13 protein-coding genes are annotated in these 19,167 nt (G+C 55.5%); 10 read left to right on the forward strand and 3 right to left on the reverse strand.

Features of this window, described 5'->3' with window-relative positions:
- Positions 1 to 44 precede the first annotated feature (44 nt).
- The 3 genes from CIK95_RS01475 to CIK95_RS01485 are packed head-to-tail and all read left to right on the forward strand — an operon-like array spanning position 45 to position 4,769.
- Entirely contained in the window at positions 45 to 1,193 is a 1,149-nt protein-coding gene (locus CIK95_RS01475) for an N-acetyltransferase (protein ID WP_094466069.1), read from the forward strand.
- Positions 1,193 to 3,172, forward strand: a complete 1,980-nt coding sequence (locus CIK95_RS01480; protein ID WP_094466070.1) for a DNA topoisomerase IV subunit B — start codon at positions 1,193 to 1,195, stop codon at positions 3,170 to 3,172. The genes CIK95_RS01475 and CIK95_RS01480 overlap by 1 nt, the downstream gene beginning before the upstream one ends.
- Positions 3,173 to 3,197: 25 nt before the next feature.
- Positions 3,198 to 4,769 carry a S41 family peptidase gene (locus tag CIK95_RS01485; protein WP_094385497.1) on the forward strand — a complete coding sequence of 524 codons (1,572 nt, stop codon included), beginning with the start codon at positions 3,198 to 3,200 and terminating at the stop codon, positions 4,767 to 4,769.
- A gap of 90 nt (positions 4,770 to 4,859) precedes the next feature.
- Here CIK95_RS01485 and xylE read toward each other — a convergent pair whose 3' ends face one another.
- Positions 4,860 to 6,314, reverse strand: a complete 1,455-nt coding sequence (xylE, locus tag CIK95_RS01490; RefSeq protein ID WP_094466071.1) for a D-xylose transporter XylE — start codon at positions 6,312 to 6,314, stop codon at positions 4,860 to 4,862.
- A 321-nt stretch (positions 6,315 to 6,635) separates the two neighbouring features.
- On the opposite strand from xylE, the gene CIK95_RS12665 reads away from it, so the two are divergent.
- Positions 6,636 to 6,848: a hypothetical protein gene (locus CIK95_RS12665; protein WP_144007678.1), complete on the forward strand. Its 213-nt coding sequence runs from the start codon at positions 6,636 to 6,638 to the stop codon at positions 6,846 to 6,848.
- On the opposite strand, the gene CIK95_RS01495 is transcribed toward CIK95_RS12665, so the two are convergent.
- Entirely contained in the window at positions 6,802 to 8,223 is a 1,422-nt protein-coding gene (locus CIK95_RS01495; RefSeq protein WP_094466072.1) for an Ig-like domain-containing protein, read from the reverse strand. The two genes, CIK95_RS12665 and CIK95_RS01495, sit on opposite strands and share 47 nt — an antisense overlap.
- A 27-nt stretch (positions 8,224 to 8,250) precedes the next feature.
- Positions 8,251 to 8,460 (reverse strand): hypothetical protein, encoded by a 210-nt coding sequence (locus CIK95_RS01500; RefSeq protein WP_094466073.1) that lies wholly within the window; start codon positions 8,458 to 8,460, stop codon positions 8,251 to 8,253.
- Between the two features lie 71 nt (positions 8,461 to 8,531).
- Between CIK95_RS01500 and CIK95_RS01505 the strand changes: the two genes are divergently transcribed.
- Genes CIK95_RS01505 through CIK95_RS01530 form a run of 6 tightly spaced genes read left to right on the forward strand, consistent with a single transcriptional unit; the run spans position 8,532 to position 19,061 of the window.
- A complete protein-coding gene (locus tag CIK95_RS01505) occupies positions 8,532 to 11,501 on the forward strand; it encodes a SusC/RagA family TonB-linked outer membrane protein (RefSeq protein WP_254046387.1) in 2,970 nt (989 codons plus the stop codon).
- 22 nt (positions 11,502 to 11,523) lie between these two features.
- A complete protein-coding gene (locus tag CIK95_RS01510; RefSeq protein ID WP_094385506.1) occupies positions 11,524 to 12,978 on the forward strand; it encodes a RagB/SusD family nutrient uptake outer membrane protein in 1,455 nt (484 codons plus the stop codon).
- A gap of 8 nt (positions 12,979 to 12,986) precedes the next feature.
- Positions 12,987 to 13,793, forward strand: coding sequence for a DUF4843 domain-containing protein (locus CIK95_RS01515; protein WP_094466075.1), 807 nt, complete (start codon positions 12,987 to 12,989; stop codon positions 13,791 to 13,793).
- Positions 13,794 to 13,800: 7 nt separating this feature from the next.
- Positions 13,801 to 15,348 carry a PKD-like family lipoprotein gene (locus CIK95_RS01520; RefSeq protein WP_094466076.1) on the forward strand — a complete coding sequence of 516 codons (1,548 nt, stop codon included), beginning with the start codon at positions 13,801 to 13,803 and terminating at the stop codon, positions 15,346 to 15,348.
- Between the two features lie 28 nt (positions 15,349 to 15,376).
- Positions 15,377 to 17,971, forward strand: a complete 2,595-nt coding sequence (locus CIK95_RS01525; protein WP_254046388.1) for a zinc-dependent metalloprotease — start codon at positions 15,377 to 15,379, stop codon at positions 17,969 to 17,971.
- A 55-nt stretch (positions 17,972 to 18,026) separates the two neighbouring features.
- On the forward strand, positions 18,027 to 19,061 hold the full coding sequence (locus CIK95_RS01530; protein WP_158215055.1) for a BACON domain-containing protein: 1,035 nt from the start codon (positions 18,027 to 18,029) through the stop codon (positions 19,059 to 19,061).
- The last annotated feature ends 106 nt before the right edge of the window (positions 19,062 to 19,167 follow it).

A 19,167-nucleotide genomic window follows, 5' to 3' on the forward strand; every position in this document is an offset into this window, starting at 1 on the left:
TTAATTTACTATTTTTGCATATTAATGATATCCACCATAATAATATGTCAAATATAGTAATCAAGCGTGTGGAAAACAAGAAAGACCTCCGTACTTTCATCGATTTCCATTACGATTTATATGCCGGCAACGCCTATGACGTGCCCAACCTCTACAGCGATGAATTCAACACTTTGAGCCGCGACCGCAACGCCGCCTTCGACTTCTGCGAAGCCGAATACTACCTTGCCTATCGCGCCGGACGCTTGGTGGGCCGTGTGGCAGCCATCATCAACCACCGTGCCAACGAGCGTTGGGACCGCCAGGACGTGCGCTTCGGATGGATAGACTTCGTCGACGACATCGAGGTGACGCGCGCACTGCTCCAGGCTGTCGAAGACTATGGCCGCGAGAAAGGCATGAAGAGCATCGTGGGTCCGCTGGGCTTCACCGACATGGACCCCGAGGGTATGCTCACCATGGGTTTCGACAAACTGGGTACCATGCCCACCATCTACAACTACCCTTACTACCCCGAGCACATGGAGCGTCTCGAGGGATGGAGCAAGGACAACGACTATGTGGAGTATTTCCTCGAAGTGCCCGACCAGATACCGGAGAAATACTCAAAGATAGCGCAGATGATTGAGAAACGCTACAATCTGCACGTGCGCAAGCTCACCCGCAAGGACATATTCAAGGGCGGATATGGCCGCAAACTCTTTGAACTGGTCAACGAGACCTACAAAGACCTCTATGGCTTCTCCGAACTTACCGACCGGCAGATAGAACAATACATAAAAATGTATCTGCCACTGGCTGACCTGAGCCTCATCACGGTCATCGAAGACGGCAACAACGACAACAAGATGGCCGGAATGGGCATAACCATCCCCTCGCTTTCCCGCGCGCTGCAGAAATGCCGTCGCGGCCGCCTCTTCCCCTTCGGTTGGTACCACCTGCTGCGTGCTATAAAGTTCCACAAGACCGAAGGCGTGGACCTGCTGTTGATGGGATTTCTGCCCGAGTACCGTGCCAAGGGAGCCAACGCGCTGCTCTTTGCCGACCTCATCCCCCGCTACCAGGCCTACGGCTTCAAGTGGGGCGAGAGCCAGGTAGAAATGGAGTCTAACGAGGGTGTGCAGAGCCAGTGGGGTCCATTGGCTCCTACCAACCATAAGCGCCGCCGCTGTTACCGCAAAACAATAGAATGATGAAAGAAGACGAAAAAGAGACATTGCCCGTCGTGGACGGACAGAACGAAGCCCCCGTCGACTATACCGACGACAATATACGCCATCTCTCTGACATGGAGCACGTGCGCACGCGTCCCGGTATGTATATCGGTCGTCTGGGCGACGGCAATCTGGCCGAAGACGGCATCTATGTACTGCTCAAGGAAATCATAGACAACTCTATAGACGAGTTCAAGATGAAGGCGGGCGACCGCATCGAGGTCGATGTCATGGACAATCTGCGTGTGAGCGTGCGCGACTATGGCCGCGGCATCCCCCAAGGCAAACTCGTAGAGGCAGTGAGCGTGCTCAACACCGGCGGCAAGTATGACTCCAAAGCCTTCAAGAAGAGCGTGGGCCTCAACGGCGTAGGTGCCAAGGCGGTGAACGCACTGAGCAGCCGCTTCGAGGTACGCTCCTATCGCGACGGACTCGTGCGCAGTCTGGTCTTTGAGCGTGGCATCCTCAAGAGCGACACCACCGAAGAGACTCAGGACGAACACGGTACTTACATCTACTTCGAGCCCGACAACACCCTCTTCAAGAACTACTCGTACCACGATGATATCGTCGAGACCATGCTCCGCAACTACACCTACTTGAGTTCGGGGCTTACCATCATGTATAACGGCCGACGCATACGCAGTCGAAACGGACTGGAAGACCTGCTGACCGACAACATGACCGTCGAGGGCCTCTACCCCATCATCCGCATCAAGAACGAGGACCTCGAAATAGCTTTTACCCATACCAACCAGTATGGCGAAGAGTACTACTCGTTTGTCAATGGCCAACATACCACGCAGGGAGGTACTCACCAGTCGGCCTTTAAGGAACATATTGCCCGCACCATCAAAGAGTTTTTCAACAAGAACTATGAATACACCGATATCCGTAATGGTCTGGTGGCTGCCATCGCCATCAACGTGGAGGAACCGGTGTTTGAGAGTCAGACAAAGATTAAGTTGGGAAGCACCCTGATGGCTCCCAACGGCGAATCTATCAACAAGTGCGTGGGCGACTTCGTCAAGAGAGAGGTGGACAACTATCTGCACATCCACACTGATGTGGCCGAAATCATCGAGAACAAAATCAAGGAGAGCGAACGCGAGCGCAAGTCGATGGCAGGTATCACCAAGCTCGCCCGAGAGCGTGCGAAGAAAGCCAATCTGCACAACCGCAAGCTGCGCGATTGCCGTATACACTACTCTGACGCCAAGGACGAGCGCAAGGAGGAATCGAGTATCTTCATCACCGAAGGCGACTCTGCCAGCGGCAGTATCACCAAGTGCCGCGATGTCAACACCCAAGCGGTATTCTCACTCCGCGGCAAGCCACTCAACTCATTCGGACTCACCAAGAAGGTGGTATATGAGAACGAGGAGTTCAACCTGCTGCAGGCGGCGCTCAACATCGAGGAGGGACTTGATGACTTGCGCTACAACAAGGTCATCGTGGCTACCGATGCCGATGTCGACGGTATGCACATCCGTCTGCTCATCATCACCTTCTTCCTCCAGTTCTTCCCCGACCTCATCAAGAAGGGCCATGTCTATGTTCTGCAGACGCCATTGTTCAGAGTACGTAACAAACGCAACAAGATAAAGGACAAGAAGGTGCTCGAAGCCGAAGGAAAGTCTGCCGGCAAGGGCAACAAGGACTATGTGGTGAGGTTCTGCTACAACGAGGAAGAGCGTCTGGCTGCCATCGCCGAGCTGGGGCCTGAGCCCGAGATTACCCGATTTAAGGGACTGGGCGAGATAGACCCCGATGAGATGGCCCACTTCATCGGCCCCGACATCAGACTTGAACAGGTGACGCTCCACAAGAACGACCAGGTCAAGAAACTGCTGGAATACTACATGGGAAAGAACACTATGGAGCGCCAGAACTTCATTATCGACAACCTCGTAATCGAAGAAGACGTTCCCGAGCCCGACTCTGCACCACTCGATTAATCACATCCTTATATTATATATAGTTATGAAACGAATGTTGATTATAGCCATCCTGTCGGCTATAACCTCTACCCTTATGGCGCAAAGTCTGTTTGCCAAGGGGACATACAATCCTTACGACAAGATGCGCAAGGCCGCCTTGGCCATCAGCGCACTCTACGTGGACACGGTCGACGACAACAAACTGGCAGAAGACGCCATCCGCGGCATGATCGAGAATCTCGACCCACACTCGAGCTACTCTACCGCCAAGCAAGCGCGCGCCTTCAACGAGTCGCTGGGCGGGTCGTTTGACGGCATAGGCGTGCAGTTCAACATCTCTGCCGACACGCTGCTCGTCATCAAGCCCGTAGTCAAAGGCCCGTCAGAGAAGGTGGGTATCATGGCAGGCGACCGCATCATCAGCGTCAACGATACAGCCATAGCCGGCGTCAAGATGGACCAGAGCGAAATCATGCGTCGGCTGCGCGGCAAGCGAGGCACCATGGTACGGCTGGGAGTGGTGCGCAGAGGCATTGCAGAGGTACTCTACTTCGACGTGAAGCGCGACAAGATACCCCTCAACACCATCGACGCAGCCTATATGATACGTCCACAGGTGGGATATATACGCATAGGCAGTTTCGGGGCATATACCTACAAGGAGTTCATGGACGCGGTGAAGAAGCTCAACAAAGAGGGGATGAAGAACCTTATCCTCGACCTTCAGGAGAACGGCGGCGGCTATATGCTGAGCGCCACGCAGATAGTCAACGAGTTTCTGGGCAAAAACGACCTCATCGTCTATACCGAAGGACGCAATGACAAGCGACGCGAATATCATGCCGACGGCAACGGCAAGCTGCGCAAGATCAAGGTAGTGGTCCTCGTCAACGAGTTCTCTGCCTCGGCGTCAGAAATCGTCAGCGGTGCGCTGCAAGACCAGGACCGCGGAGTCATCGTGGGACGTCGCACCTTTGGTAAGGGTCTCGTCCAGCGCCCCATCGAGTTCCCCGACGGTTCGATGATGCGTCTTACCATCGCCCACTACTACACCCCGTCGGGCCGCTGCATCCAGAAGCCTTACACCAAGGGCAACGCGGTAGACTACAACAAGGATATCGACACCCGCTACAAGCACGGCGAGTTCTACAGCGCCGACAGCATCCACTTTGCTGACTCGCTGAAGTACCAGACGCTGCGCCAGCATCGCACGGTCTATGGCGGCGGCGGTATCATGCCCGACTACTTCATTCCCCTTGACACTACGCAGTACAGCCAGCTGCACCGCAAGATTACGGCAGCCGGCGTGGTGGTTCCAGCTATGGTCTCCTGGCTCGACAGTCATCGCCGCGAGTTGGGCGAGCGTTACCCCACCTTTGCCGACTTCAACGCCCGCTTTGAAGTGCCCCAAGAGCTCTTTGAGCAGATAGAGGAAGAGGCTGGGAAGAAGGATATCAAGCCCCGTGATGACGAGGAGCTGCGCGCCACGCGTCGCACGTTGGGCCTGCAAATCAAAGGGCTCATTGCCCGTGACCTCTGGGATATGAGCGAGTACTTCCACGTGGTCAACGAGAGCAGCCCCGCCGTCAAGCAGGCGCTCAAGCTGTTCAAGTAGTATCACCACCCCCATAAAGTCGAAAGCGGCGGGAGAAACCAGTGCAGTTTCTCCCGCCGCTTTGTCGTTTGTAATGTCAGAGATGACCGCCTACTTCTCCTTGCGCCACAGGCGGCTCATATCCTCAAGGGTCTTGCCCTTGGTCTCAGGCACCAGTCGCCATACGAAGACGGCGGCGAGGATGCAGATGACTCCGTAGAGGCTGTAGGTGAACATATATCCCATGCTGTTGGCCATAGGTACAAAGGAGGTCGAGACTATCCAGTTGAAGATCCACTGGAAGGCCACAGCTATGGCCACAGCAGCACCACGGATGGTGTTGGGGAACACCTCAGCAATGAGCACCCAGCAGATGGGACCCCAGGAGTACATGAAGGATACCGAGTAGAGCATGATGCTAATCATACAGAGCAGCTTGAGCTCAGCCACGCCGAAGGTGAATGCCACGCCGATGGCACCGAGCGCCATACCGAGCGAGCCGGCGATGAGCAGCGGCTTGCGGCCCAACTTCTCGACCGTGAAGATAGCCACGCAGGTGAAGCCAAGGTTGAGCACGCCGTTGAAGACGGTGAGCTTCATCGGGTTGTCAAATCCCATCGCCTCATAGATGCGCGGCGCATAGTAGAGCACGGCATTGATGCCTATGGCCTGCTGGAATACCGACAGCATGACGCCCACTACGATGCACATGATGCCATAGGTGAAGATGCGCTCGGTCTTCTGGGTCACCGTGTTCTTGATATCTGCCAGCACGCGGCGCGCCTCGTCGGCACCGTTGATGCGCGCCAGCACCCGTTCGGCCTTGTCGTCCTTGCCCACCATCACGAGGTAGCGCGGAGTCTCGGGCACCAGACAGATGAGTACGGCGAAGAGTCCGGCGGGCACCATCTCGGAGCCAAACATATAGCGCCAGCCCGTCTCGATGGCCCAGGCAGCCTCAGTGCCATTGACGATTTCGTTCATGCCGCTTCCCACGCTCTGGATGAGCGGCGCGATGTGGTCGCCGAGGATGAAGAAGTTGACGAAGTAGACCACCAGCTGACCGAAGATGATGGCAAACTGGTTCCAGCTGACCAGCATGCCGCGGATGCGGCTCGGCGCTATCTCGCCGATATACATGGGGCACACAGCCGAAGCCAATCCTACGCCCACACCGCCGATGATGCGGTAGATGTTGAACACCACCAGCAGCGTAAGGTCTGGCTTGCCCACGGGGAGTATCATGCTCTCCGGGCACATGGACCCCCACGCTGAGATGAAGAACATGATACCGGCAAGGATAAGCGTGCGCTTGCGGCCGAGGCCGGTGGCAAGCACACCCGAAAGCGCAGAGCCGATGATGCAGCCTATGAGCGCGCTCGAGCTGGTGAACCCGTGCCAGAAGTCGGTATACGTGAAATCGGTAGCACCCATAAAGAATGCCTGGAGCCCCTTCTCGGCTCCGGAGATAACTGCGGTGTCGTAGCCGAAAAGCAGTCCGCCAAGCACTGCCACCATGACGATGCTGACGAGATAGCCACGGCTACCCCCATTGGTTGTTTCCATAACAATGTTGATTTAATTGACTATATTTTTTATTTAGGTTTTATTGGTTGCAAAGATAATCATTCTTCGGATGATGGCAAAATAAGTCGGGCTATTTTTTAGTGGTAATGTCATAATTGCCAGCGTCTAATACACGCCCACGCCAAAGAGCGGCGCGATGACGGTAAAGATAAACTCATGCCCTGAAAAGGTGAAATCAAGTTGTGCAATGATTATTTCCAACTCTGAAAAAATGAAATCAAACTCTGAAAAGAAGAAATCAAACTCTGCGAAGATATAATCGATGATGGCGGAGCACATTCAGCCCAAAGGGAGAGAGAAATGTGGGCTACAGACGCAGCAAGGGCTGGACGCCGATGTGGTGCCCAGCCCTTGCCGTGGGATGAATATGGCGGTGGTGATGCGATCTCTGCTGCCGACCGTCGAGACTATAGCGGTGGAGATGCTATCTCTGCTGCCGATTGTCGAGACTATAGCGGTGGCGATGCTATCTCTGCTGCTGACCGTCGAGACTATAGCGGTGGTCGCCCTTGATGATGACCACGCGGTTGCCCTCGATGACCTTGCGGGCGGCAGGGGTGGCAGTGGCGGGGGCGACGGGGGGAGAGATGCCCGTCGAGGCGGTGACCTTGATGAGTATTGAGGCCTTGGCGCCTCCATCATGCGAGGTGGCGGTGATGGTGGCCTCGCCCACGCCGTTGAGAATGACCAGTCCGCCGTTGACCGTAGCCACATCGGCATTGTCGGTGGTCCATACGAGGCGGCGGTCGGTCACCTTGGAAGGCTTGAGTTCGGGACGGAGCGCCACGACGCCCTGGTCGATGCTCGCCGACTGCTCGCTCGCGCCAAAGTCTATCGACGTGATGGTAACCGGCTGCTGCTGAGTGGTCTTGCGATAGAGGAAGGGCAGCGGGAGCGACTTGGAGGTATAGAGTCCAAATCGGGCGTAGCTGCTCTCAGGCTCATTGAACCTGAGGGTGCCGTAGGCAGCTGTGGCGCTGGTGATGGTGGCGCCTCCATAGCCCAGTTCTATCTTCCACTGGGTGTCGCCGGCGTTCCAAGCCAACTTGCCCTTGGCGGTGGCACCCAGGCGGCGTCCGAACTGGTCGGTGAGCGTCCAGCAGCCAGCAGTCTCGCCCTTGGCGAGCTTGAAGCGCAGCACATCGGGATCACTGACATCGGTGGTATTGGCGAGCGCCACCACATCGAGATACTGCGACTTCTCCATGCCATCGATGTCGGCAGCGGCGCAGCCATTGCGGAATATCATCAGTTGGTCGCCCTCGTTGAGGGTGCCTTTAGCTTCCAGTTTCTCGTAACTCCAACCCAGCGGAGACTCAAGACTTGCGCCCTCGGGAGCATCGTACTCGATGGTAATGGCGTCGAGATAGACCGAGCCCTTGGCTGTGCCACCCTTGACGGTGATGACTGCCTCGTCGGAGGTAAAGGCGGCGAGGTCGAGCTGGCGCGTCACGTCGACATAGACGCCCAGGTCCTTGCTCACCCAGCGTCCGAACCACTTGTCGCTGCCGAACTCGGCGGCAGCCTCGGTGTAGACCGTGGTCTCTCCGTCGGCGACGACGAGCGCAGCCTCGCCCTCCTTGTTGTTGGAGCACATGCTGAGCGTGATGTTCTTGATGCGGCATCCCTGCCAGCCTTGGAGCACAAGCGAAGCCTTGCGGTTGCGCGGTATCTGGTTGTAGCGGTTGCCTGTAGTGGCACCAAAGTCATTTTCGAAATAAGCCCAGGAGTTGTGGGGCACGCTGCCGCTGGCAGCAAGGGTGAAATCGCCGATGGTCTTGTTGTATTCCACGATGCGGTAGACCACCTCGGCAGCGTTGATGCTGAGAGTAGCGACGCAGACGACAGCCGTAGCGATGATGCGGTAAGCCAAATTCTTAGTATTCATGATTGTTTATGTTGTAGAGATGCAAAATTACTCCCTTTCCGCATACTTTCCAAATTTCTGGACCATCATTGCGCCGCCAAGCGTTAAACTTTCATAAACCCGAGCATCCCCAAAAACCGCAAAAACAACCACAAAAGAAAACAGATGATACATAAAAGTCAAGAAAACGTGTACAAACTGAAAGTTTTTCATCAAAGGAACGTTAAATATGTTTTTTTTTACTACTTTTGCATGCATAATTATAACTACTGTAAATGAGATATTTTTTTCTGCTCGCTCTTCTACTACCTTGTGTATGTTTAGCGCAAGTGAACAACGAGTCCTCCAAGCCCTACGAACGAACCCTGACCGGCGTGGTCAAAGAAGTTTCTGGAGAAACCATCCCTGGTGCAACAGTCCAGGTGAAAGGGCACACCAACATCGTCTGTGTTTCCGACATGTATGGCAACTTCGTACTGAAGAATATCCCAAGCGGCAAACAGACCATCGTCATCTCATTCCTGGGCATGGAAAGCCAGGAGATTGCCTACACCGGGCAAAAGTCGATAACCGTAACAATGGTGGAGAAAGCCAACGAAATCAAGGACGTAGTGGTTACGGGTATCTACGTGAGAAAGAAATCGAGCTTTACGGGTTCGGCCAGCACCTACACCAAGGACGAACTCAAGAAGATAGGCACCAAAAACCTGATACAGAGTCTTAAGACCCTTGAGCCTTCGCTCAACGTGGTCGAAAACAGCAGTTGGGGTTCCGACCCTAACCGTATGCCCGATATGGAGATACGCGGCAAGACCAGTATCGTGGGTTCGCTCGAGTCTGACTATGACAACACCGGCAACCAGCCCCTGTTTATCATGGACGGCATCGAAGTGACCATTCAGGACATCATGAAACTGCCGATGGACCGCATCGCCAACGTGACCGTGCTGAAGGATGCCGCCTCGTCGGCCATCTACGGTTCGAAGGCTGCCAATGGTGTAATCGTGGTCGAAACCGTAAGACCCGAGTCGGGCAAGTTGCGCGTATCGTACTCAGGCAACTTTGCCGTGCAGATGCCCGACCTGACCGACTACAACCTGATGAACGCCTCGGAGAAGCTGGAGTATGAACGCCTGGCTGGCCGCTATACCGCCAAGGACGCCTATACCAGCCAGGACGCTCTCGACGCCCTCTACTACAGTCGTCTGAGAGAGGTGAAACGCGGTGTGAACACCTACTGGCTGTCTGAGCCTCTGCGCGCCGTGCTCAACCACTCGCACAACATGTATATCGACGGCGGCGACGACTCAATGGTCTACGGCGTCGGTCTGTCGTACAGCAATGACGACGGTGTGATGAAGGGCTCTGACCGCTCGACCGTGAGCGGCAACATCAAGCTGACTTACCGCACCAAGTCGCTCATCTTCAGCAATGACTTCAACATCGACATCACCAACTCGGACCACGAGCCGGTGGAGTTTTCGACCTTCGCACAGGCCAACCCCTACTATCTGAAGTACAACGACGACGGCTCTATCCCCACGCTGCTCGAGTCGACCGACGTGGCTGGCAACACCATCTACAACCCCCTGTATCTCTACAATATCGTCAACAAGAACCACACCAACGAGATGACGCTGCGCAACAACTTCAGCCTCATCTGGCGGTTCTGGAACGCCTTCCAGCTGCGTGGCCGACTGGGTCTGAGCAAGTCGGTCTCCAAGAACGAGACCTTCAAGTCGCCCAAGCACCCCGACTTCCTGAGCGCCACGCTCAAGGGCAGCTACGGCAGTGAAAACGATGACAACTTCGCCTACAACGGCGAGACCACCATCACCTTCGGCAAGGTGTTCAACGACGCCCACACCGTGAACCTGGTGGGCGGCTGGTACTTCAGCGAAAAGACCGTGAACCGCAACGCCTATATGGTCTATGGATTTACCAGCGACCTGCATCAGAACCCACAGTTCTCGGCTGGATTTACCGAAGGCGACAAGCCGACATACAACAAAACGATAAGCCGTTCGACCAGTTTCTACTTCAACGGCAACTACTCATACAAGAACCGTTATCTCTTTGACGCCAACCTGCGTTGGGACGGTTCCTCAGTCTTCGGCGCCCAGAAGGTATTCACCAATACCTGGGCTGTGGGTGTGGGCTGGAACATCAACAAGGAATCGTGGTTCCATCTGCCATGGGCCGACCTGGTCAAACTGCGTTTCTCTATCGGTAACCCCGGCAACCAGAACTTTGACGCCTACCTCTCATCGGGTACATACATCTACAACTCGGGCTACACCAACCACTTCGGCACCAGCGCCATCCTGTCGAAGTTTGCCAACACCAATCTGGCATGGCAGAAGACCATCGACAAGAACTGGGGTATAGACCTGGAGCTCTTCAAGAGCCGTCTGCGCATCTCGGCCGACTACTACCACAAGGTGACCGACCCTCTGTTGGTATCGGTGACCATGCCCCCCTCGCTGGGCTTCACCTCGCTCTACACCAACTTCGGCGGCCAGATTTCGCAGGGTTTCTCGGGTACGGTGATGGTCAATGCCATCAAGCGCGACGACATGCGCCTCAACTTCAACCTGAGCTTCAACCACAGCGAGACCCAGTACAAGAACATCGGCAACAAGCTGCAGGCCATGAACGAGGCTGCGAGCAACAACAACTCCTACCGCCGCTACTACGACGGCGGCAGCCCCGATGACATTTGGGCCGTGCGCTCTGCCGGCATCGACCCCGCTACCGGTCAGGAGATATTCATCAAGAAAGACGGCACCTACACCTTCCAGTATGACAAGAACGACGAGGTGGTAGTGGGTACTACCGCCGACAAGCTGCAAGGCGTGGTGGGCGTGAGCTTCTACTACAAGCAGTTCTCTGCCAGCGCCAACCTGCGCTACCGTCTCGGCGCCCAGGTCTTTGCCTCTACATTATATAACAAGGTGGAAAACCTGTCGGAAGACCTGATGTACTACAACGTGGACCGTCGCGCGCTGTACGACCGCTGGAAGCAGCCTGGCGACATTGCCCGCTTCAAGGCCATCAATAACTTTGAGTCGACCCCGATGTCTTCGCGCTTCGTGATGGACGAAAACGTGCTCACTGGCGAGTCGTTCAGCGTGGGCTATGAGACCGCCGCCAAGTGGATACGTGCCCTCGGAGCCAAGGGAGCTTCGGTAAGAGTCTACATGAACGACATCTTCCGTCTCGCCTCGTTCAAGGAGGAACGCGGAACCGAATATCCGTTCTCCAGAAGCGTATCGCTGTCATTTGATATCAGATTCTAACGATAAGAAAAAAGCTAAAAATATGAACAAATATAAACTGGCACTCCTGCTGATTATCCCACTGCTCTGCTGCACATCCTGCGAGGAGTGGTTGAAGGTCGACTCAGAAGACCGCATCATGGAAGATGCACTCTATTCTAACGAGAACGGTTTCCGCACCGCCCTCAACGGTATCTACATCGACCTGCTGAACAGCAGCCTTTACGGGCAGACACTCACCACTACCACCTTTGACGTGCTGGCCCAATACTACGACACCTCGAAGCCCCTCAACACCCACGCCTATGTGCTCCTGGCCAACTATGACCACCAGAAGATGAAGGACGCCGTAAGCGACACCTGGGCCAAGGGCTACGCGCTGATTGGCAACATCAATACGCTGCTGGAGCACTGTGAGAAAAACCGCAACGTGCTCTCTGACAAGGGCTACCACATCATCAAGGGCGAGGCGCTGGCTCTGCGTGCCATGCTCCACTTCGACCTGCTGCGCATCTTCGGTCCCATCTACAAGTATGAGCCCGGCAAGGAGTGCATCCCTTATGTCAACGACACCGAGCGTAAGGTCAAGCCGCTCCTACCAGCCTCGGACGTGATCTTCAACATCACCACCGACCTCAAGGCAGCCGAAGAGCTGCTGGCAGACTATGACCCCGTCATCACCGAGGGCAAGCTCGCCACCGAGGATGCCTCGGGCAACAACTTCTACAGATTCCGCAACGAGCGCATGAACTATTTCGCCGTCCTGGCTCTCACCGCGAGAGTCTACCTCTATGCCGGCGACACCGGCAATGCGGTGAAATATGCCAACGACGTGATAGACAGAGCCTCGCGCTTCTTCCCCTTTGCCACCCGTGAGCAGGTGAACGGCCAGGCCACATCGGGCTCTGCCAACACCAGTGCCGAGGACCGCATCTTCTCGTCGGAGATACTCTTCGGCAACTACCACTCTAAGCGCACCACCGATATCTTTGACAAGATATTCTCCTACAAGCTCGAAGCCAAAAACGTGCTCAAGATGAGTGACTACGGCATAAGCCAGCTCTACGAGGACGACGGCGACCTGCGCAAGTGTCAGTGGCAGACCCAGCGCGACACCGAGGGCAATGTGGGCCAGTTCTTCGTGAAGTACGGCGACGTGACCGACAACGGCTTTGAGTTTGCCCGGCTGCTGCCCATGATTCGTATGTCTGAGATGTATCTCATCAAGGCCGAATGTACGAAGGACTACAAGGCGCTGAACCCCATCCGCAAGGCCCGCAACATACCCCAGCTCAAGTCTAACATCGGCCTCAACGGATATATCGAGGACGAGTATGTGCGCGAGTTTATCGGCGAGGGCCAGCTCTTCTGGTACTACAAGCGCAAGGGCATCACCTCTATCCCCCGACTCTACAACCCCAACCTCCAAGACATGCAGATAACCAACAGCACCTATGTCTTCGACCTCCCCGACAGTGAACAGCAACTACGCAAATAAGAGACAAGATGAAACATATCCATATATTACTCACATGCCTGGCGGGATGGATGCTCGCCGCATGTACTGAGGAGATAGAGACCTATTCGGGCGAGAGCGGCATCTATTTTGCCATGTCGGCCACCAAGGGAGGACTCGACGACAGCAAGCAGGACTACACCGCAGAGACCCAGATACCCTTTGCCGTATACAGCACCATCAGCGACACCACCCTCATGGTGAGAGCCAAGGTCATAGGTCCCGCCGTGGGCCACGACCGCAAGGTGACGGTGCAGGTGGTGGCTCCCGAGGATGCCGAACAGGCCAAGGAAGGCTGGGACTACGACGCGCTGGACAACAGCTATACCGTCAAGGCCGGCGAGGTCTATGTGCTCATCCCCATACACTTCTACCTGAGAGACGACCTTGAGGGCAAGGAGCGCCAGTTGAAGCTCGAGCTCGTGGCCAACGAAGACTTCGCGACCCCGATGGCCCAATGGCTGCGCCCCAACAGCTCTGACAAGACCGGAGTCGACGTGCTGCACCACACCATCACCATCAGCAACAAGTGGGTACAGCTGCCAGGTTTCCGCACCTACTTCTTCGGCACCTATTCCGAGAAAAAATGCAAGCTGATATGTAGCCTCTTCGGTCTGACGCTGCTCGACTTCGCCACCGAGGAAAGCATGTCGTTTACCAAGGCCAAGGCACTCGCCATCAAGTTTGACCAGTACCTCAAGGACCAGGAGAGCAAGGGAAATACGATTTATGAAGATTATAGAGACGCCAACGGCAAGCGCGTGAAGATGACTGCCGGCGAAGGCATCAAATACTAAGACTGAGATGAGAACAAACATATTTTTGCTCGCCCTGGCTGGCGTGATGCTTAGCGCCTGTTTCGACGACAAGGGCAACTACAGCTACAGCCAGATCAACGATGTCACCATCGGACAGAAAGGATTCGACGGCGACACTGTCTATCTGCTGCGTTCCGACGTGGATGGCCTTAAAATCAGCCCCGAACTGAGCTACCGTGAGGGTCAGGAGTCGGCTGGCGGCTACAGTTACGAGTGGGTAGCTGTGAGTACCAACAAGCATGTGGGCCAGCGCACCCAGCTGGGAACCGACCGCAATCTGGACTACAAGGTCAAGCTCAAGGCGGACGATTACCACCTGTTCTTCAAGGTTACCGACCTTGCCACGGGCATCGTCTACAGCCGTCAGGCTACGCTCAAAGTGAACAACCTCTATACCCGCGGCTGGATACTCACCGGCAAGGACCAATCTGGCAACATGGTGGTAGACATGCTCTCCATCAGCCGCGACACCCTGCACCTCACCGACATCCTTGCCGACAAGGGCCTGGCGCTCAAGCAGCCCATCATGGTGTGGACAGACAACAGCCCCGAGTCGTATGAGAACCAGGTGTATGTCTGCACCGAAAACGGCACCTACCGCTATGGTCGCGAAGACCTGGACAACCCACAGGAGCTGACCATCTTTGACCCCGACATCAAGGGCTACCGCCATTCCATCGTGATGCACGACATCCAGAAGATTAGCAACAAGCCTGCACTCTTCCTTGCCGACAAGTATGCCTACGCGCTGAACAGCCTCAACGAGGGAGAGTTTGGTACGCCGGTGAGCTACTATCTCCAGAGCAACGGCTACGACTACTTCACCCCCGCGCCAGGCATCGCCTGCAACCACACGGGTGAGGACAACTCGGCGGCTGCCATCGAGCAGTATGTCGTGTACAACTCGCGCGACCGCGTGTTCTGCAACCTCCGCGCCATGGGTACCTCAATGAACAACCTCGCCGACTCTGACACCGACGAGCCCTTCAGCTGGGACACCAAGAAGGACTTCACCACAGGCGGACTCACCTTTGTGGCCAATGTCAATTCGCTCTACAGCGGCGGACAGACCGCCACCATCCTCTACGACCCCATCGGCGGCAAGCGTTATATCTACACCTACACCATCACCCGCCAGAGCGGTGTGGCCACCAAGGGCAAACGCTACGAGATACCCCTCACGGCTCCCGGCTTCTACCAGGCACGCCTCTTCAGCCTCACCACCAAGCAGGGCTACCTCATCTACGCCGAGGGCAACCACCTCTACGGCTACAACTTCCGCAACGGCAAGGACCCCGTGCTGCTCTGCACGTTCGACGGCACGGCTACCGCCATCTTCAACGATATCGTGACCGACGAGAAGCAGAACGACTGCTTCTATGTGGCCACCTATAGCGACGGCGCCAGCAACCAGCGCGGCGGCAAGTTCTACAAGTTTGCCGTCACCGATACCGCTGACAAGATTAAGGTCAGCCAGAAGCACGTGTGGAAGGGCTTCCCCGAGATAGTCAATATCAGTTACAAGAATTTTTAATATAAACTATACTATAATCAACTAAATTATGATGAAGATCAAATCATTATTGTTAGCCACGATGGCTCTTGCGATTACTGCCGACGCTGCTGCCAATGTAGAAATGAGCATTTTCAAGAAAAAGAAGAAAGCAGCTACCGAAGCCTCGTCATCTGCCAAGAAGACCGACAAGTTTGACAAGGCCATCAACGGCGCTACCGCCTACCACGGTATGTTCACAGCCTATGTCAACAAGAAGGGCGAGCTGCTGCTGCAGGTTACCAAGAGCAACCTCGATGTGCTCTACCTGATGGCCAACCGCATGGTAAGCACCAGCGAGAACGCCAACTTCAATGCCGGCGAAATGGTGGGGACTCCCTTCATGTTCTCGCTCTCTGCCGACACGGCCAACGTATACATGCACTCTTACCAGAACTACGAGCGCGTAGTGCCCGGAGACCCCATTGAGAAGGCATTCAACCGCAACTTCGTACACCCCATTATGAAGACCTTCAAGATAAAGGCTTCGCGCAAGGATACACTGCTCATCGACATGACATCGTTCTTTGTATCCAACGAGAAGTGCATCACCCCCATCCGCCAGAGTGTCAACACACGCTCTACCAAGTCGGCCTCGTTCGACGCATCTGCCTCCAAGCTGATGGGAGTAAAGAGCTTTGAAAAGAACCTTGAGATTACCAGCCGACTGAACTACAACGCCGAGTCGGGAGCCTACACCGTGCAGATGCGCCGCTCTATCGTGGCTCTGCCCAAGGAGCCCATGAAGATGCGCTATCAGGACAGCCGCGTGGGATATTTCAGCACCAAGTTCTACACCTATTCGTCCAACAAGGACTACATCGACCCCAAGGAGTTCATCCACCGCTGGCGCGTGGAGCCCAAGGACGAAGACCTGCAGAAGTACTACAACGGCGAGCTGGTTGAGCCCAAGAAGCAGATAGTGTACTATGTAGACTCTGCCTTCCCCGAGAAGTGGAGAGGAGCCATCAAGGCTGGTATCGAAGACTGGAACCAGGCCTTTGAAGCTGCCGGCTTCAAGAACGTGATGGTCGCCAAGGACTACCCCACCGACGACCCCAACTTCGACCCCGACGATATCCGCTATAACTGTATCCGCTACATGGCCACCGGTACTGCCAACGCCGCCGGACCAAGCTACGTAGACCCCCGCACCGGAGAAATCCTGGTGGGCGAGGTGATGTGGTATCACAATGTCATCGCCCTCGTTCATGAGTGGCGCTTTGCCCAGACCGCAGCCGTCGATGCCCGCGTGCGCAAGTCTACCTTCGACGACGACGTGATGTCTGAGTCGCTGCGCTATGTCACCTCTCACGAGGTGGGCCACACCCTGGGTCTGATGCACAACATGGGCGCCAGCTACGCCTTCCCCGTCGACTCACTGCGCAGCCCCTCGTTCACCCAGAAGTATGGCACCACGCCCAGTATCATGGACTACGCCCGCAACAACTACGTGGCACAGCCCGGCGACCTCGAGCGCGGTGTGCGCATGGTTCCCCCAATCATCGGTGTATACGATATACACGCCATCAACTGGGGCTACCGTCTCTTCAAGGACACCAAGACTCCCGAAGACGAGTACAAGTATCTCAACGCCATCATCGAGGCCAAGAAGGGCGACCCCATGTATAAGTTCGGTGCCCAGCAGCTGTTCCTCACCGTCGACCCCACCGACCAGATGGAAGACCTCGGCGACGACCACATGAAGGCCAACGACTATGGTATCAAGAACCTCAAGAAGATTATCGCCAACATACCCCAGTGGCTCGGCGTCAAGAACGACGACTACGAGGAAATCCAGGAGATGTACAAGGCTTGTCTTAGCCAGTACATGCGCTACCTCACCCATGTGATGCCCTACCTCGGCGGTGTAGAATATACCGACCTGGTTCAGGACGGCAGCAAGGAGTATGCCAAGGCATACATTCCCAAGGCCAAGCAGAAGGCAGCGATGGAGTGGCTCGTAAACCAGGCCCTCCACTGCAGCGACATCATGCTCCCCAAAGAAATTATGCGTGTGTTGGGCATCGATTCCAACTCGTTTGACAACTTCCAGTCGACCATTGCAGCCAAGATATACAGCCCCGGAGCGATGGGAGGCATCTACGAGGGCGAGCGTTCAGGCCAGAAGGGACTCTATACCCTTGACGGTTATCTCAACGATGCTTATGGTATCGTCTTCCGCAACTCCATCCAGGGCAAGAATCTTACCCAGGAGGACATGAACTTGCAGACTACAGTAGTCCTGGCATTGAGCAAATTCTCAAACCTCGACCCCTCAATGTCCAAGGAGTCACCCCTTGGTGGCAGAGGCCTTGCCGAGAAGGACCCCGAGCTTGCACTCAGCGAGTTTATGGCCCAGGCCACAGCCGACTCTCACAGCTTCTGCAACGCCGGTTGTGCCGTCAGCAGCGACGAGGTATCCTATGCCCGCCACAACATGAGCGGCTCCAAGCTCTCTGCCGGCGTGGGCCGTCCTCTCATCACCGCTGCCCTCAAGAAGATACACAATCTCTACAAGTCGAGAATGGGTAGCGGCGACGCACGTACACGCGCCTTCTACGAGTACCAGGTTACGGTGCTCAACAAGCTCTTCAAGAAGTAAATGAGTTAACAACCCAATATAAATCATTAAATAGGAAACAAAGATGAAGAAGTTTATGAATTATTTGAGAGTGGCAGTCGTAGCACTGACCATATCTATGGCAATGAGCGGATGCTCGAGTAGTGACAACCCCGCACCAGCACCCACCTACAATGTGAGCCTGGTCAACGAGAGCGATGCAGCCCTCGACGTAGACCCCGCCGCACTCAGCGAGCAGATTATCAAGATACAGACAGACGCTCCGCTGACCGACCTCTCTATCCAGAAAGTCACCGAGCAGTCATGGTGTATCGCCACGGTAAAGAGCACCTCTGAGATAGCTGTTACCGCCGGTGCCAACACATCTACTGCCGACCGCGTTGCCAAATTCAAGCTGCTCGCAGGCTCATCAGTACTCGAGTTCTCAGTCACACAGGCGGGCGCCAACCCCCAGAACGTGACCCTCAGCATCGAGTCAGAGCAGTTGCAGGAGTATAGCGGCATGTATTCATACATGGGCCAGAACGACAAGGCCGTAGTCAAGGTCAAGGTGACCACCAACGCCAGCCGCTGGCACGCCACAGCAACAGCCATGATGGGCGATGACGCCGACTTCGTCATCACCAAGGCCCGCGGCAAGAGCGGCGAGGAGATGGAGTTCTACCTCCAGCCCAGCATGAGCGAGATGCTCGCAGGTACCATCACCATCACTGCCGGCGACCAGTCTGTAGACATCACCGTCAACCAGATGACCATGAACGGAGCCACCATGTTCAAGCTCTTCTCCGACGAGAACAAGACCAAGGCTTTCGCCAACAAGACCACCCTCAACTTCGCAGCCACCTTTGACAAGGACGACACCACCGAGCACATCAAGACATTCTACGTGACCACCGACGGCGGCTACGTGACACTGGTATGCAAGGCAGGCACTGACACCGAGGTTGAAGGCGACGCAGCATGGCTCACAGCCGGTGGTAACCTCGATGCACTCCGCATCAGCGCTACCTCTAACACCACTGGCGCCGAGCGCAAGCTCGACGTGGTAATCGTAGACAGCGACAACTGGAGCGAGCTGTTCCGCATCCCCGTGGTGCAGGCTGCCAAGTAAGCCTACAGCTCCCTATAGAGCCTAAACCATAGAAGAGGCTGCCAGACCCATCTCCCCGAGAGAGTCTGACAGCCTCTTCGCCGTTTATACCGTTAGTCCGCTGGAG

The sequence above is a fragment of the Prevotella sp. P5-108 genome, assembly GCF_002251385.1.
Classification (GTDB): domain Bacteria; phylum Bacteroidota; class Bacteroidia; order Bacteroidales; family Bacteroidaceae; genus Prevotella.